The 16,941-nt window shown below is 41.8% G+C and carries 15 protein-coding genes and 2 tRNA genes; all 17 read left to right on the top strand.

Features of this window, described 5'->3' with window-relative positions; all coding sequences use genetic code 11:
• Positions 1–56 precede the first annotated feature (56 nt).
• A tRNA-Met gene (locus H0Z23_RS00005) sits at positions 57–133 on the top strand.
• A gap of 163 nt (positions 134–296) precedes the next feature.
• Entirely contained in the window at positions 297–1,682 is a 1,386-nt protein-coding gene (gene tilS, locus H0Z23_RS00010) for a tRNA lysidine(34) synthetase TilS (RefSeq protein WP_296866557.1), read from the top strand.
• Between the two features lies 1 nt (position 1,683).
• On the top strand, positions 1,684–2,223 hold the full coding sequence (gene hpt, locus H0Z23_RS00015; protein WP_296866559.1) for a hypoxanthine phosphoribosyltransferase: 540 nt from the start codon (positions 1,684–1,686) through the stop codon (positions 2,221–2,223).
• Positions 2,224–2,271: 48 nt separating this feature from the next.
• Positions 2,272–4,149, top strand: coding sequence for an ATP-dependent zinc metalloprotease FtsH (gene ftsH / locus H0Z23_RS00020; RefSeq protein WP_296866561.1), 1,878 nt, complete (start codon positions 2,272–2,274; stop codon positions 4,147–4,149).
• A 120-nt stretch (positions 4,150–4,269) separates the two neighbouring features.
• Positions 4,270–6,270, top strand: coding sequence for an excinuclease ABC subunit UvrB (gene uvrB / locus H0Z23_RS00025; protein ID WP_296866563.1), 2,001 nt, complete (start codon positions 4,270–4,272; stop codon positions 6,268–6,270).
• Complete coding sequence (uvrA, locus tag H0Z23_RS00030) at positions 6,203–9,055, top strand: excinuclease ABC subunit UvrA (RefSeq protein WP_296866565.1); 2,853 nt, start codon at positions 6,203–6,205, stop codon at positions 9,053–9,055. The genes uvrB and uvrA overlap by 68 nt, the downstream gene beginning before the upstream one ends.
• The gene (gene rlmB / locus H0Z23_RS00035) at positions 9,055–9,843 is read left to right on the top strand and encodes a 23S rRNA (guanosine(2251)-2'-O)-methyltransferase RlmB (protein WP_296866567.1); all 789 of its coding nucleotides are present in this window, start codon (positions 9,055–9,057) and stop codon (positions 9,841–9,843) included. Before uvrA ends, rlmB begins: the two co-directional genes overlap by 1 nt.
• Positions 9,844–9,870: 27 nt before the next feature.
• Positions 9,871–9,945: transfer RNA gene (locus H0Z23_RS00040), tRNA-Val, on the top strand.
• A 128-nt stretch (positions 9,946–10,073) separates the two neighbouring features.
• Positions 10,074–10,454, top strand: coding sequence for a holo-ACP synthase (gene acpS, locus H0Z23_RS00045; protein ID WP_296866569.1), 381 nt, complete (start codon positions 10,074–10,076; stop codon positions 10,452–10,454).
• Positions 10,447–12,018: an NAD(P)H-hydrate dehydratase gene (locus H0Z23_RS00050; RefSeq protein WP_296866571.1), complete on the top strand. Its 1,572-nt coding sequence runs from the start codon at positions 10,447–10,449 to the stop codon at positions 12,016–12,018. The genes acpS and H0Z23_RS00050 overlap by 8 nt, the downstream gene beginning before the upstream one ends.
• The gene (tsaE, locus tag H0Z23_RS00055; protein WP_296866573.1) at positions 12,011–12,547 is read left to right on the top strand and encodes a tRNA (adenosine(37)-N6)-threonylcarbamoyltransferase complex ATPase subunit type 1 TsaE; all 537 of its coding nucleotides are present in this window, start codon (positions 12,011–12,013) and stop codon (positions 12,545–12,547) included. Before H0Z23_RS00050 ends, tsaE begins: the two co-directional genes overlap by 8 nt.
• Positions 12,535–13,197, top strand: a complete 663-nt coding sequence (gene tsaB / locus H0Z23_RS00060) for a tRNA (adenosine(37)-N6)-threonylcarbamoyltransferase complex dimerization subunit type 1 TsaB (protein WP_296866576.1) — start codon at positions 12,535–12,537, stop codon at positions 13,195–13,197. The genes tsaE and tsaB overlap by 13 nt, the downstream gene beginning before the upstream one ends.
• A 238-nt stretch (positions 13,198–13,435) precedes the next feature.
• The gene (locus H0Z23_RS00065) at positions 13,436–13,753 is read left to right on the top strand and encodes a (2Fe-2S)-binding protein (protein ID WP_296866578.1); all 318 of its coding nucleotides are present in this window, start codon (positions 13,436–13,438) and stop codon (positions 13,751–13,753) included.
• 19 nt (positions 13,754–13,772) lie between these two features.
• Positions 13,773–14,873 carry an NAD(P)/FAD-dependent oxidoreductase gene (locus H0Z23_RS00070; protein WP_296867063.1) on the top strand — a complete coding sequence of 367 codons (1,101 nt, stop codon included), beginning with the start codon at positions 13,773–13,775 and terminating at the stop codon, positions 14,871–14,873.
• 4 nt (positions 14,874–14,877) lie between these two features.
• On the top strand, positions 14,878–15,384 hold the full coding sequence (locus H0Z23_RS00075; protein WP_296866580.1) for a 4Fe-4S dicluster domain-containing protein: 507 nt from the start codon (positions 14,878–14,880) through the stop codon (positions 15,382–15,384).
• Between the two features lie 4 nt (positions 15,385–15,388).
• Positions 15,389–15,673: a (2Fe-2S)-binding protein gene (locus tag H0Z23_RS00080; protein WP_296866582.1), complete on the top strand. Its 285-nt coding sequence runs from the start codon at positions 15,389–15,391 to the stop codon at positions 15,671–15,673.
• Positions 15,670–16,821: an FAD-binding oxidoreductase gene (locus H0Z23_RS00085; protein ID WP_296866583.1), complete on the top strand. Its 1,152-nt coding sequence runs from the start codon at positions 15,670–15,672 to the stop codon at positions 16,819–16,821. Before H0Z23_RS00080 ends, H0Z23_RS00085 begins: the two co-directional genes overlap by 4 nt.
• Positions 16,822–16,941: the final 120 nt, after the last annotated feature.

A 16,941-nucleotide genomic window follows, 5' to 3' on the forward strand; every position in this document is an offset into this window, starting at 1 on the left:
CGTCGGGCTCATAACCCGAAGGTCGCAGGTTCAAATCCTGCCCCCGCAACCAATAAGGCGGTGTAGCTCAGATGGCGAGAGCATGCGGTTCATACCCGCAGGGTCAGTGGTTCGATCCCACTCACCGCCACCATTAGTTAAGATGACAAGAGGGTGGATTAATTCCTCCCTCTTATTTTATGTTGTAGTAGGAATTATGCTTTTTTTGAAAAAGATATTAGAATATAAAGTCGGCAGGACGATCAGTGTTTTGCGCAGAATAAAAGGCAAGCCAATCTTTTGGTAGGATGGACAGCATGGGGCTTAAAGTGAAAGATGATTATTGGTACATAAGGCGAGTTGTAGAAGCAGGTGAAAGGCAAGGGTGGTTGAAAAAACCTTCTAAAATGGTTGTTGCTGTTTCTGGGGGGAGTGATTCAACAGCTTTATTATGGCTTCTTTGTCAGGTTTGGGATCCTGATAAGCTTGTAGTAGCTCATTTGGACCATGGCATACGGAAAGAAACGTCAAGAAGGGATGCTATGTTTGTAAAGAATCTAGCTGAATCATGGGGGCTGGATCTAAAGCTGCAGAGAGTTGAAGTTCCTAAGCTATGCGAGAAGGGAGAAAGCATAGAAGTTGCCGCGAGGCGAATTCGCTATGATTTTCTCGAAGAAACTGCACAGTCAGTAGGGGCCGAATGGATAGCTTTAGGGCACACTGCAAATGACCAAGCAGAGACAGTATTGCACAACATAATAAGGGGTTGCGGCATAAAAGGACTTTCTGGGATACCCCAAAGGCGAGGGAAAATAATACGACCCATCATTGATTTTTCTAGAAGAGAGCTCATGGAGCTTCTAAAAAGTAAAGGGATAGAGTGGGTGTCTGATGAAACGAACGAAGAGACTGTGTATACAAGAAATAAAATTCGGCTTGATTTAATTCCTTACATAGAGCGTAATTTCAATAAGCAAGTTATCAAACATCTTTTAGGTATAGCAGAAATTGCAAGGCCGTTATCCGATTTAGTAGAGAACCAGGCTTCAAAAGTAGACCTTTGGAGTAAGAGGGAAGTATACGGGCTACTAAAAGCCTGGGACAAAGATGTAATTCTTAAGAAAGGTATAGATGGCGCGGTGGAAGTTATTCTGCTGGAGGGGAAAAGAAGAAATTTAAGGCCTCTTTCCAGGGAACGAGTTCTTGTTCTTAGAGAGTTATTGAAAAAGAGAAATTTTTGGCGTTTCCAGTGGGAAAAGAATATTGAGATAGCAGGAGAGAGAAGTTTAATAGCCCTTTGTTGCGGATCAGATTTAGAGAATAAAAAAACAAGAGAGCAAGAGCGTATAATCCCTCAAGGGGAGGAGCAAGGAGAATTAGACTGGGATAGATGGAGTATCAGTTGGAAGAAAATTCGGCATGAAGGAAGAAAAGTGAAGCTAGGTGTCTTTTCAGCGTTTATTCCTTGTAACAATAGCTATAAAATTATGAGTCTTGAGCAATTTTTGGCTTCCCGCTCCGTGGGAAAAGCCTTAAAAGAAAAAGTTAATATAGAAAAACATCTTATGAAGAGAAGGCCAGTTGTAACAGATGAGAAAAGTATCTTTTGGATTCCTGGAGTAGGTGGCCTAAGTTTGAAAATAGTTGGACAAGAAAGAGAGTTGTTAGTGCTAAAAGCTCATGAAGAAAGGAGATCTTTATAGGATGAATAAATATGAATTAGGAGGCGTTCTCCTAGGTAGGGATGTTATAAAAAACAAAGTAAAAGAACTTGCTAAAGAAATCTCCTTGTATTATAAAAATAAGCCAGTGCACGTAATAGGAGTGCTCAAGGGTTCTGTTATCTTTCTTTCGGACCTTGTAAGGGAAGTTGATAGATCAATCCAGATGAAGTTGGATTTTTTAAGTGTGTCTTCATATGGAGCATCTACAAAATCTAGCGGGGTTGTTAAAATAAACAAGGATCTTGACGAAAGTGTGGTAAACAAAAATTTATTGATAGTTGAAGATATAGTTGATACAGGTTTGACTTTACAATATTTAATCAATATTCTTAGAGAAAGGTCGCCAAAGGAAATAAAAGTATGTTCTCTTTTAGATAAACCAGAAAGGCGAATTGTAGATTTAAAAGCAGATTTTTATGGTTTTACTATTCCAGATGAATTTGTGGTTGGATATGGCCTAGATTATGGAGGTTATTGGAGAAACCTGCCAGACATTCATATATTACGCAAAGTTGACTAAATAGCAGGACTTGATAGAGCCCCTAATATATAGAAAGGTGGGAAAACCTTGGGACGAATGGCAAAAAACTTAGGATTGTATTTGGTGCTTATAGTACTCGTAGTAAGTTTAGTTAATTTGTTCTTGTCGCCCAATAATGCGCCGTCTGAATATGAGCCTATTTCTTACAGTGAGTTTCTATCTGCGTTCAGGTCGGGGCAGATTGAGTCTGCGGAAATAGATGGAAACACCATAAGGGGAGAAAGGTTAGACGGGAAAAAGTACTCAACCATAGGAGTAGGTGTCGGGGAACTGGCAAAGGAAATGGCCGATAAAGGCGTAAATGTTAAAGTATTACCTCCACAGCAGGCGCCTTGGTGGGCTTCTATGATGACTTCTCTGTTTCCGACGTTGCTTTTGATAGGTGCATGGATTTTCATTCTGTATCACATGCAAGGTGGCGGGAATAGGGTCATGGGGTTTGCCAAAAGCAAAGCAAAGCTTTACTTGGATAACAGACCCAAAGTTACTTTTGCTGATGTGGCTGGATGTGATGAGTCAAAGGAAGAATTGGCTGAAGTTGTGGAGTATCTCAAAGATCCCACCAAATTTTCAAGATTGGGAGCCAGAATCCCTAGAGGGGTGTTATTGTTAGGCCCTCCAGGTTCGGGGAAGACATTGCTTGCCAGAGCTTGTTCAGGGGAGGCCGATGTGCCATTTTTTAGCATAAGCGGATCTGATTTTGTTGAAATGTTTGTGGGAGTAGGTGCTGCTAGAGTAAGGGATATGTTTGAGCAAGCAAGGAAATATCAGCCATGCATAGTTTTCATTGATGAAATAGATGCAGTGGGACGTCACAGAGGCGCTGGATTAGGAGGAGGCCATGACGAAAGAGAGCAGACATTGAACCAGCTATTGGTGGAGATGGATGGTTTTGATGAGAACAGTGGAGTTATCTTAATAGCTGCTACTAACAGGCCAGACATCCTTGATCCTGCCCTTTTGAGGCCTGGTCGTTTTGATAGGCAGATAGTTGTGGATAGGCCCGATCTGAACGGACGTGAAGCTATTTTGAAAGTGCATGTCAAGAAAGTCAAGTTGGGTGATGACGTGGACCTAGCAGTTATAGCAAGAAGGACTCCTGGATTCGTCGGCGCTGACTTGGCGAATCTTGTAAATGAAGCAGCCCTTTTAGCCGCTAGAAAAGGGAAAGACAAGATAGGAATGGAGGAATTTGAAGAAGCCATAGATAGGATTATAGCAGGCCCTGAAAGGAGGAGTAGGCTTATCTCTGAAAGGGAGAAGGCAATAATAGCTTATCATGAGGTAGGACATGCTCTTGTAGCCAAACTTTTACCAGGGTGCGATCCAGTGCATAAGGTGTCAATTATTCCTAGAGGGCATAAAGCTTTGGGTTACACATTGCAGCTTCCAGAGGAAGATCGGTTCTTAATGTCCAAAAAGGAATTGCTGAACAGGATTTCTGTATTGCTTGGGGGTCGTGTAGCCGAGGAGTTGCACTTTGATGATGTGACCACAGGAGCGCAAAACGACCTCGAAAGGGCAACACAGATAGCCCGTCAGATGGTTACAGAATTTGGTATGAGTGACAGATTGGGGCCTGTAACGTTGGGCAAGAAACATCACGAAGTGTTCTTAGGAAGAGATATAATGGAAGATAGAAATTACAGTGATGAGGTAGCTTACGCTATAGATCAAGAGGTTCGAAGGATTGTTGATGAATGTTATGAGCAAGTGAAAGCTCTATTACAACATCACAAGGATGTCCACATAAAGGTTGCGGAAGTGCTTCTTGAAGAAGAAGTGATAGAAGGTGCAAGATTAGATGAAATCCTTAAAGAAGGTTTGAACGAGGAACAAAAGACAAGTGATCAAGGTGACCACGAAGACTCAGAGGGGTTGAAGGAGGCCAACCAGGAAATTTAAACTTGTTGGTATACGCTTGTAATCCTCCACAGAAAATTGCTGCGTTATAATATAAGGATGCCCAAAAATCACCACGGGTGTCCTTATTTTTTAAATAAAAGGAGTGGATAAAAAATAGCTATGGATGAGCATTTTAAATTAGTTGTTCCATGGTCTCCTGCAGGAGACCAGCCTGTTGCTATTTCCAAGCTAGTAGAGGGTTACAGAAAGGGGTTAAGCAAGCAGTGTCTAATGGGGGTTACTGGCAGCGGTAAAACTTATACCATGGCATGTGTCATAGAAAAGCTGCAGCTGCCGGTTCTAGTATTAGCCCATAATAAGACGCTGGCTGCTCAGCTATATAGTGAGTTTAAAAACTTTTTCCCTCATAATGCTGTTCATTATTTTGTGAGCTATTACGATTACTATCAGCCGGAGGCTTATGTTCCGGCTAGCGATGTTTATATAGAAAAAGATGCCTCAATAAATGAGAAGATTGAGAAATTGCGTCTTGCTACGACTAAGGCGTTATTGGAAAGAAACGATGTAATTGTTGTCTCTAGTGTCTCTTGCATTTATGGAATAGGCAAGAAAAAGAATTACGAAGAAGCAGTATTGGAAGTAAATACCGGATCTATTTTTTCGAGGAAAGAATTTTTTAAAAGGCTGGACCGTAATTTCTATAAGAGAAATGACTACTCATTAGAACCAGGTACTTTTAGAGTCAGAGGTAACGTAATAGATATATTTCCTGCATATAGCGATAGCGCTGTAAGGATTGTATTTGAAGACGAAGAAGTCGAGGAGATAATGGAGATCGATCCCTTGAGCGGGAAGATCTCGGGAAGAAAAAATAGGATAAGAATTTATCCTTCACAGCACTACATTACATCTGAGGAATCCATAAACAAGGCACTAAAGGAGATAGAAAGAGAGCTTGAAGAACGATTGCAGGAGCTTAGAAGAGAAGGGAAATTGCTTGAGGCTCAAAGGCTTGAAAGCAGGACAAGATACGACATGGAAATGCTAAAAGAAGTGGGATATTGTTCGGGAATAGAGAATTATTCAAGATATCTTGATGGACGAGAGCCTGGAGAACAACCAGGAACCTTGCTGGATTTTTTCCCCGAGGATTTTTTAATTATTATTGACGAATCCCACATCACTATTCCGCAGATAAGAGGAATGTACAATGGAGATAGGTCAAGGAAACAAACTCTGGTCGATTTTGGGTTCAGGCTTCCGTCATGTTTGGATAACAGGCCGCTTAAGTGGGAAGAGTTTGTGGAGTACTTGAGAAAAGTCTGCTTTTTATCTGCTACCCCGGGCGATTGGGAGCTTTCAGTATCGGAGCAGGTAGTCGAACAAATAGTTCGTCCCACAGGTGTTGTGGATCCTGAAGTTGTGGTTTCCCCAGCAGAAAATCAAGTTGACGACCTTTTGGAAAGGCTTAGGGAAGTTCTTGCAAGAGGGCAGCGAGCTTTAGTAACGACCCTTACAAAAAGATCTGCAGAAGATATGGCAGAGTATTTTCAGGAACTTGGACTACCGGTTAAATATATACATTCAGAGCTGGATGCTTTCGAGAGGGTAGAATTGTTGAAGGAGCTCAGAAGAGGTGATATTTCGATACTTATAGGTGTGAACCTCTTAAGGGAAGGTATTGATCTTCCCGAAGTTTCTCTTGTTGCTATAACAGATGCCGATAGAGAAGGTTTTTTGCGCTCTCACAGGTCACTGATTCAGATGATAGGAAGAGCTGCAAGAAATACGGCAGGAAAAGTTATTTTATATGCTGATCGACAGACGGATAGCATAAAGGCCGCCGTAGAAGAAACAGAGAGGAGAAGACGCCTACAGGTGGAGTTCAACAGGCGAAATGGCATTGAACCAAGGTCGGTCAATAAAGAAATAATTTCCATACTTCCGCAGGGTCTTCAAGATACGCAGAACTTCGAAGCTTTTGATTTAAAAACAGAGAAAAAATGGACTAAAAGTGAGTTGGAAAGGTTGATGTGGGAGGCAGTGGAGAAATTGGATTTTGAGAGAGCAGCGGAAATCAGAGATATTATCAATGAGAAGTTCCAAGGTGGTGGAGAGGTTGCCCCGAGAGATAATAGTAAGAGGCGCAAGAGAGCATAATCTTAAGAATATAGATTTAAAGTTACCTAAAGATAATCTGATAGTGATTACAGGCCCATCAGGGTCTGGTAAATCATCTTTGGCATTCGACACCATATGTGCAGAGGGTCAGCGTAGATACATAGAATCCCTTTCGTCATATGCAAGGCAGTTTCTTGGTGTTCAGGATAAACCTGATGTGGACGACATTGAAGGGCTTTCTCCCACCATATCAATTGAGCAGAAAGGCATATCCCATAACCCTAGATCGACTGTTGGAACGGTAACCGAAATTTACGATTATTTGAGGCTGCTATTTGCGAGGGTAGGGGTTCCTTATTGTCCTACATGTGGCAGGGAACTTAAAAGATACACGGTGGATCAAATTTTAGATTATTTGTACAGGAAATTTTTGTCGGAGAAAGTAGAGATACTTTCACCTGTTGTTATGGGTAAAAAAGGGGAGTTCAAAAACCTATTTGTGCAATTACAAAAAAAGGGATTCTTGAGGGTCAAAGTTGATGGTTATACCTATTGGCTAGAAGAAGAAATCATTTTAGAGAAAAACAAAAAGCACAGTATAGAAGTGTTAATAGACAGGGTCACTGTTAACGAAAAAAACAGGAGCAGATTGTCCGAATCAGTAGAGAATTCAATAGAGTTGAGTAAAGGGTTTGTGAAGATAGAAAAGGGCAATCAACAAGTGATCCTTTCAGATCGTTTTGTGTGTCCTTTTTGTGATATTTCCTTCCCTGAATTAGAGCCCAGGCTTTTTTCGTTCAATAGCCCTTTTGGGGCTTGCCCAGATTGTGAAGGCTTAGGGAGCCATCAGTATTTTTCGGAAGATTTGGCAGTTGATAAGGAGCGTCCTATCTTAGAAGGGGGGATTTTACCCTGGAGTAAGAGGAATCATTATATGCTGCGAAAACTTAAAGCGCTATTTGAAGCTATGGGTGAGAAATTGGAGGACAAATCATTTGCTGATCTAAGAGAAGACCTACAAAAGATAGTGTTATATGGTTCTTCCATGAAGGTTCCGATGAAGTTCATGGAGAGAGGCACAAGCATAGATTATATGGGACGGTACGAAGGTTTGATACCGTGGCTACAAACGAGATGGCGTGAGACTGAATCAGAATCGGTCAGGAATGAACTTTTGACCTATATGGACGAAGATATTTGTAAAAGTTGCAATGGGGCCAGATTGAGGGAGGAAGCCCGTAACGTTAAGATAGACGGCTACTCAATAGTGGATTTTATCAATATGCCTGTAGAAGAGCTTATAAAATTGTTAGAAAGCTTGCCCCTTGAGGGAAGTAAATCATATATTGGAGCGCAGATATTGGAAGAGATAAAAAAACGACTCTCCTTTATGGTAGATATAGGAATAGGGTATCTTTCTCTTTCCAGAAAATCAGACACTTTAAGTTCTGGTGAAAGCCAAAGAATACGCTTAGCAACCCAAATAGGAGCCAAACTTAGTGGGGTCTTATATGTGTTGGATGAACCAACTATTGGTCTTCATTCGAGAGATACAGAAAGATTGGTAAAAATTTTGAAATCCATAAGAGACCAGGGTAACACAGTTTTAGTAGTGGAACATGATAGAGATACTATGAAGATGGCAGATTACATTGTGGAAATTGGTCCTGGTCCTGGAGAGCATGGAGGGCAGGTAGTAGCAAAAGGCCCTCCCAAAAAAATAATAAAAAGCAATTCTCTTTCAGGTGCATATCTTGAGGGGCGTAGTTCTGGTATTGTGGTATGGCCTGAAAGGAGAGAACCAAGCGGGTGGTTAAGTTTTTCTAGTGCCTCGGAAAATAATTTAAAAGAAATAGATATCAAATTACCTTTAGGGCTTCTAACGTGTATTACGGGCGTATCTGGTTCAGGGAAAAGCACTCTATTATACGAGATTATCTATAAGGGATTAAAGAAGAAGCTTGATAAGGCTTACAAAGGGAAAATCGGGAAACAAGGAGAGATAAAAGGTTGGGAGCAACTTAAAAATGTGGTAATGATAGATCAAAGTCCTATTGGGAGAACCCCTCGCTCTAATCCAGCCACATATACGGGAGTATTTACTCCCATAAGAGAACTTTTTGCTCAGTTGCCAGAAGCTAGAATAAGGGGATATAAACCCGGGAGATTTAGCTTTAATGTCCATGGTGGGCGTTGTGAGGCCTGTCATGGCGAAGGAGAAGTTAAAATATCCATGCTTTTTATGCCGGATATGTATGTAAAGTGCGAGGTTTGCAATGGAACGAGATATAACAGGGAAACCCTTGAAGTTCGATTTAAGGGTAAAAACATAAGCGACGTCTTGAATATGACCGTTAGTGAGGCTTTGGAATTTTTTAAAGATGTCCCACGAATAAGGAATAAGCTCTCAGTATTGGAACAGGCAGGTATGGGATATGTGAAGCTGGGCCAACCTGCTACCACCTTGAGTGGCGGAGAAGCTCAAAGAGTAAAGCTGGCAGAAGAGCTTTCGAAAAGATTTAAAGGAAAAACATTATACCTTTTAGATGAGCCTACGACAGGATTGCATTACTCTGATGTTAGAAAACTTTTATTATTGATTCATAAATTGGTCGACAAGGGGAATACAGTTGTTGTAATTGAACATAACTTGGATTTTATAGCTTCTTCCGACTATATAGTCGACCTCGGCCCCGAAGGTGGAATGGGGGGTGGATATGTAGTTGCGACAGGTTCACCATATGAAATACTTAAGAATAAAAAATCGTATACAGGCCAGTATCTTGGCAAATATCTGAAGGAGATAGGGATGGTAAAAGGATAATGAATAAAAAAGATAAGAATAAATATGGCAAAGAAGATAAAAAGTTGGAGGATGTTTGTTTTGGTAAAAATGCAACTGTAAGCTTTATTGAAGAACACCCAGAAAGATGTCTTTCGGTGTATATTGCAGAGAACGCCAATAAGAGTACATACAATAAGATCCTTGCCCTTTGCAAGAGCAGGGGGATACCTTTCCATAAAGTGCCAAGAGAATATTTGGACAAGCAGACGAGTTATTCTAATCACCAAGGAGTAATGGTTAAAATAACTTCTTTGGATATATTTGAGATTGGGAAACTTTACGAAATAGCGAATGAACATGATAAGGGCCCTTTACTTTTCGTGGTTTTAGATCATGTGGAGGATGTGCAAAATTTTTCGTCCATAATAAGAACGGCAGAGGTTCTAGGAGCCTCGGGTGTTGTTTTTCCAAAGAGAAGATCGGCTTTACCTACAGGAACAGTACTAAAAGTTAGCTCCGGAGCTGCAGCTAGGTTGCCTTTGATTAGAGTTAACAGCATATTTAATGCTCTGGAGGTCATAAAAAGCAAAAACCTGTGGGTAATCGGTCTGGATATGGATGGAGAGAGCCTCTGCAATATGGAATTGCCAGAAAGATTGGCGATTGTAGTAGGCGGAGAAGATAGAGGATTGACTAGGACTGTTAAAAACAGTTGCGATGAGTTGGCTAAAATTCCTATGAGTGGAAAGACTGGTTCCCTGAATGCAGCTGTAGCAGCCTCTATAGGCATATATGAATGGCGGAGAAGTGTTGACAAGCTTCAATAAGCCAGGTAAAATGCAACTTGCTCGCTCGGGTGGTTAGTTCAGAGGGAGAACGCTTCCTTGACGCGGAAGAGGTCGCAGGTTCGAGTCCTGCACCACCCACCAAATAGCCTAAAGAAGCGCCTAAAAGGCGCTTTTTTTTTTACCTTTCCGTTAATATCCAGTTTAAGATTTTCAGCCAGCTTAAGTTTTTGGATTTATAATACATAATATATAAACTAGGAGGTAAGTGCATGGCTGTTAAAGGTGTAGGAGTAGATATTTGCAGCATATCAAGGATCAGGGAAAAAATTCAGAAGGCAGAGTTCAAGAAAAAGGTTTTCACAGAAGAAGAAATTGTTTATGCTGATAAACACAAAACTCCTGAAAGACATTATGCTTCTAGCTTTGCGGCCAAAGAAGCTTTTGTAAAGGCCGGAAAGTGGGGCATTGGGAAGATAGGGTTTAAAAACGTATGGGTAGAAAGAACCGATAATGGACCGGTTTTAAGATTCTCTCAAAAAGTTCAGGAATTGTTAGAGAAAGAGAAAATAAGTGGTGTTCATGTTAGTCTTTCTCATGATGATGGATTTGCTGTAGCTTTTGTTGTAATTGAAGAGGAGCGTGGTGAGTAAAGTGCGTCTTTATACCTGTGAAGCTATAAGAAAAATTGAAGACATATTTGTTGGTGAATATGGGTTTGATTTTTCCCAACTGATGGATTATGCCGGGATCGCAACAGCCCAGGCAGTACTATCCAGATTCCCAGATATTAAAACTGCGACTGTCCTTTGTGGAGGAGGTAACAATGGAGGGGATGGTCTAGTAGTAGCAAGACAATTGCTTTTAAAGGGCATTAGTGTAAATGTTTTAGCAGCATCAACATTTGAAAAAGCTACCCCTCAAACCACTAAGAATAAAATAATTCTTGAAAAAATGGGAAAAACTATACATGAAACAAAGAAGATTGGCGATTCAGAGCTGATGAATCTGTTAAAACAGAGTGATGTTATAGTAGATGCCATTTTAGGGATAGGAGCCAAAGGGGCCCCAAGAGGAGAATCCTTGAGATTAATTAGGGCTATAAATCAAAGTGATTGCCCAGTAGTTTCAGTAGATTTGCCTAGTGGGATTGATGGATCCACTGGCCAAGTAATGGGAGAAGCTGTTCGAGCGACTGTGACGGTGACATTTTGGGCACCAAAAGTAGGGTTATATGTGATGCCAGGCAAAGAATATTCAGGCGAAGTTGTGGTAGCAAACAGCGAATTCCTTTCAACTTGCTTTTTTCCAGATGTGGCAGGTGTAGTAGAGAAGGATTTGTATTTGATAGATGCTCCTGAAGCTAAGGCACTCCTGCCAGAGGTGGCCTTAGCAACGCATAAAGGCAAAAGAGGAAGCGTTCTCATCTTTGCGGGTTCTAAAAAATATAAAGGCGCAGCTATTTTATCGTCTCTTGGAGCCCTAAGGGCTGGTGCGGGAAGGGTAATACTTGTAGTACCAGTGGGATGTTGCCTAACTGGGGTAGGTCCGGAAACTATAGTATTTGAAGTGCCTTCCATGGATGGCACTTTGTCGGCTGACAGTTATGATATGGCAATGGATGAATTCGGTCATATCGTTTCTGCGATAGTAGTGGGCCCTGGTGTGGGGAGGACTAATGGAGTTAGAGAATTAGTAGCAAAAATATGGAAGGATTCTTCTGTATCCACTTGTATAGATGCCGATGCTATCTACTTTTTGCCGGCAATTATGGAACAGTTCGCCTGTCGGAAAGACAATATTCTTGTAACTCCCCATGAGGGAGAGGCTGCTCGTTTGTTAGGTGTCAATTCGGCAGAAGTGTCTGCTAAAAGGCTTCAAATGGCAAGGCTTATAGCTGAAAAATATGCTACAGTTCTTTTAAAAGGGCCGGGGACGATTATTGATGATGGAAAGAAAACTGCGGTGATAAAGGATGCACATCCGTGCCTTTCTGTTCCTGGCTCAGGAGATGTTCTAAGTGGAGTTATTGGAGCCTTTATGGCTAGAGGACTTGGATGTTATGATTCGGCACTTTGTTCTGCCTATCTACATGCGAGAGCAGGGGTTACTCTGGGGTTATCCGTAGGCAACGATGGAGTATTAGCTAGTGAGATAGCCGGCCTGATACCAAAAGAAATTAGAAGATTATCGCAGCAGGAGTCCAATCATGGCTAGCTTCAATGGTAAACATGTGGCAAAGGTGTGGACGAATAGTCCTGAGCAAACTTATTTATTAGGTAAAAAGGCCGCCGAGTTTGTATATGGTGGGCTATGTATTATGTTAAGTGGGGATTTGGGAAGCGGCAAGACAGTTTTCGTAAAGGGGTTGGTGCATGGCTTGGGGGAGGATGAAGCTAGAAGCCCATCGTTTAATTTGGTTAACGAATATGATGGAAGAATGAAAGTAGCTCATGCAGATTTATATAGGCTTAGGGAAACAGATGGTTACGAATTGGGACTTTTTGATTATCTGAATGACGGTTATGTAGTAGTTGTGGAGTGGTGTGAAAGGTGGACATCCCCACCCTCTTATGATCTATGGAGTTTTTCTTTTGAACTTGTAGGTATAGAGGAAGGGAACTTTTATGAGATAGGGAATAAAAGAAAAATCAATTTAAGCTGCGTTGGAGAAAAGGCTTGTAAGAATTTATCTATGTATTTAGATGACATAAATGTGGGGGAAATAAAGGTATGTCTTTATTGATAGGTTTAGACTGCAGCACTAAATGGACTGCGTTAGGAATGGTGGAAGATGGTAAGCCATTAGGGGAAATAAATGCCATATTAGGTAGACGGCAATCTTCGCAGCTTCCTCTTATGCTCAACACCCTGATGAATTTTTTGGGAAAAGGTATGGAAGAAATAACTCATATAGCGGTTGCAGTTGGGCCTGGCTATTTTACAGGGCTCAAAGTTGCTCTTTCTTATGCTAAATCATTGGCATTTGGGCTTGGTGCAAAAATCATCCCAGTCTCAACTCTTTGTGCCCTAGCATATCCTCATCTTGAGGAAGGGATGGAAGTAGCCTCAGTTTTCAGAGCCAAGAGCGATTGGGTTTACGTTGCAGCTTATAGGAAGCACAATTCGCAAATAGTGACAATATATGAGCCCACCTGTGTTAGAGTCGGTGAAGTTGCGAGCATCTTATGGGAGAAGTTGGCACCAAATGTGGTTGTCCTAGAGGATTTATCGGACTTTCTGCTTGAAGTGCCTACTTCCCGTAATGTTATTTTGATTAGAGATGGAACTGTCTCAGGTCTCAACGTGGCTAGATTGGGCTTGAAAAAAATACATTCTGCCGTTGCTCCCGCAAGAGTTGAGCCTCAATATTTGAGAGAACCAGACATAGGTTGATAAAAACTAACTATAGTTTATATATGAGGTTTTTTATAACCACACTTGATATTTTCGTAGTAAGATATATCATATATGAGAGATGAGTAATATAGTGAAAATTCTAACACAAATCCAGCCATAAATGTTACATGTCAAACTTATAGTTAACTTATCCTTTATAAGGAAGGAGGTGTAGTGATCTAAGGTTGTTTTGCTTTTTAGTCTTAATGCCTATTAGTTAGGGGGGATTGGCTGTATGAAACTTATTGAGAAACATCCTATTCTTGAGTATAAGCACGGTAGGTTAGTCACTTTTACCTTTGATGGTGTTCCCATGCAGGGATATGAGGGTGAGCCTATCGCTGCAGCTCTGCACGCCAATGGAGTGAAGGTGTATCGAGAAACGCCTATACGCAAGCAGCCAAGGGGATTTTTCTGTGCTATAGGCAAATGTTCATCATGCTTTATGGTTGTCGATGGAGTCCCTAATGTGAGGACATGTATTACGCCGCTTCGTGAAGGTATGAAGGTCGAAACACAACGTGGCAAAGGTATTGTGAAAATGGACCTCTAAGTGAAAGGCGGTGGATGTTTTGCGAGAAACGGAAGTGTTGGTTGTAGGCGGTGGACCAGCTGGGCTTAGTGCTGCAATTGAAGCTGCTTCTTTTGGTGCGAAAGTTACTCTGATGGATAGTGACTTGGCGCTTGGAGGGCAGCTAATCAAGCAGACTCATAAATTTTTTGGATCTAAGAATGAGCGTGCTGGTACAAGGGGCTTCAAGATCGCGGAAGAATTATTTAAGGAATTGAAGGAAAGAGAAGAAAATATTGAAACTTTTACCAATTGTACGGTGACAGGTTACTACAAAGAAGATGGAGTTGTTTCCTGTGTAAAAGGTGAAGATGAGTATTTTCATGTAAAGCCCAAAAAGATAGTTATGGCAACAGGGGCGCAAGAAAGAATAATTCCTTTCCCCAATAATCACCTTCCTGGAGTTTATGGGGCAGGTGCGGTGCAAACTTTAATGAATGTATATGGCGTTGTACCGGGCGAAAGGGTCTTGATGGTGGGTGCAGGAAACATAGGCCTTATAGTGAGTTATCAGCTCATGCAAGCAGGAGTTAAAGTCGTGGGTATAGTGGAGGCCATGAATAAGATTGGTGGGTATTGGGTGCATGCTGCTAAGGTAAGGCGACTTGGTGTTCCCATATACCTGAGGCATACAGTGAAAGAGGCAATAGGGGATCGTTTTGTGGAGGGAGCAGTTATACAAGAGATAGATGAAAAGTTCCAGCCAACGGGAAACGAAAAGAAATTGGATGTAGATATAATCTGCCTCGCCGTTGGGCTTACCCCTACTTGTGAACTTTTATGGCAAGCTGGTTGTAAGATGTCATTTGTTCCTCAGTTGTGCGGTTATGTAGCTCAAAGAGATAAAAATATGAGGACCAGCCACCCTGATATTTGGGTTGCTGGTGATGCTGCAGGAATAGAGGAAGCCTCTTCTGCCATGGTGGAAGGTCGTATTGCGGGCCTTGGAGTTGTAAAGGCATTAGGATATGGGGCCCCAGAGGAAATTCAAGGAAGGTTAGAGGAATATCACATGCGTTTAGCTGATCTTCGCGGTGGAGAAGTTGGAGCCAAAATTCGCGAGGGGATAGCTCTTTGTTCTGTTGAAAGTTGGGAGGTGTAAGCCAGTGGACGAAAAGGAAAAACTTTTTAATAGTGGAATTCTGACAGGAGAAAGGAAAGGGGCTATAAAACCTCCCAAGGAGTTATGGGAAACCAAAAAGAACGGATTGGTAGTAATTGAATGTCCCCAGAGGATACCATGTAATCCATGTCACACCAGCTGTCCTACAGGAGCAGTGAAACCATTTGAGGACATAAACGACCAGCCGCAGATTGACTACGAGAAGTGCACCGGCTGCGCCCGTTGCGTTGCTGTGTGCCCAGGGCTTGCATGTTTCGTTATAGACCTTACTTGGGGGGCTGAAGATAAGGCATTGATAAAACTTGCATATGAAATGCTACCAACTCCTGAAGAGGGCCAGGTTGTAGATTGCCTCAACCGGTTTGGGGAGCCTGTGGCCAAAGGCAAGGTAGTGAAAATTACGGAACCCATGAAAGATAAAACTCTTGTCGTCCATGTGGAAATTCCTAAAGATCTTGTAATGGATATTAGGGCCATAAGGGTGGTGTAGATAAATGTCTAATAAACAAGACGATATAATAATTTGCCGTTGTGAAGAGGTAACTCTGGGGGAGATAAGAGAATGGATAGCAAAGGGATATGACACCTTTGACGAGCTTAAAAGGGTTCTTCGTGTGGGCATGGGGCCATGCCAGGGACGTGGGTGCAGAGACATTATTCTGCGGGAAATAGCGAAAATGACTGGCAAACCTTATGCTGAAATCCCTCCAGGGCGATTCCGCCCGCCTGCAAAGCCAGTAAAACTTGGAGCGATAGCAAAGGCTGGTGAAGCTGAATGACGTGGAAGAACACTGCAGATGCGGTTATAGTTGGTGGAGGAATACAGGGGTGCTCTATAGCGTATCATTTAGCCAAATTTGGCATGAAAAATGTTGTTGTCCTAGAAAAGAATACTGTGTGTTCAGGGTCTACTGGAAGATGTGGAGCTGGTATTAGGGCCCAGTGGGGTACTGAGATGAACTGTCGTTTTGGGTTGGCAAGCCTTGAGAAGTTTGAACAGCTCCATGAAGAATTAGGCATGGATTGCGGATTGCACCAGGGCGGATATTTGATGGTGGCTTACAAGGAGAGCGAGTTTGAGCAGCTCAAAAAAAATATTGCATTGCAAAACAAACTTGGCATAAAAAGCAGAGTAGTAACTTATGATGAGGCACGAGAGATATGCCCTGGTTTGTCTGCCGATGACGCTGTAGGTTTTACATATCATAATAGAGACGGTCATGCTGATCCATTTTTGACTACTTTTGCATATCAGGAAGCCGCTAAGCGTTTAGGAGTCATTTTCCACAAATTTACTGAGTGTATGGACGTTAAAGTTGAAAATGGAGAGGTAAAGGGAGTGTCTACCAATAGAGGGGATATTTATGCTCCTGTTGTTGTCAATGCCGCTGGTGGTTATTCTCAGGAAGTGGCTAAAATGGCAGGAGTAGATATACCAAATTTTTCAGAGAGGCATGAAATTATCATAACTGAGCCTGTGGAAAAGGGAGTTTGCCCTCCGATGCTAATGAGTTTTTCGGGTAACTACTACATCCAACAAAGACCTCATGGTTCTATAATAGGAGGTTGCAGCCCTGAAGGCCATCCTGAGGATTATACTTGTGGAAACTCTTGGCAATTTCTCGAAAAGATGTCCAAGACCATCACTAAATTGCTTCCCAGAACGAAAGGCATAAGAGTGGTTAGACAGTGGTCAGGTTTATATAATATGACCCCAGATAGGCAACCTATTCTTTGTGAAGCCGATAATGTAAAGGGATTCTACTTGTCTGTAGGTTACTCTGGTCATGGATTTATGTTTGGACCTATATCTGGTGAACTTTTGGCCCAGAAAATACTTGGTCAGGAACCCAGGATATCCATAGAGCCCTTGCATTACAAGAGGTTTGAAAGAGGAGAACTTATTATAGAGCCTGCGGTAGTTTAGAGATGGCCTATTTAAGCGACGGGGAGTGGGATAACCTACTCCCCTTTTTATGTGAAAAAGAGGGGACATAAAGTGGACGGAATACGTTCACTTTTTTCTGAATATTTTAGATCATATCAA

Source organism: Thermovirga sp. (genome assembly GCF_017656375.1).
Taxonomy (GTDB): domain Bacteria; phylum Synergistota; class Synergistia; order Synergistales; family Thermovirgaceae; genus Thermovirga.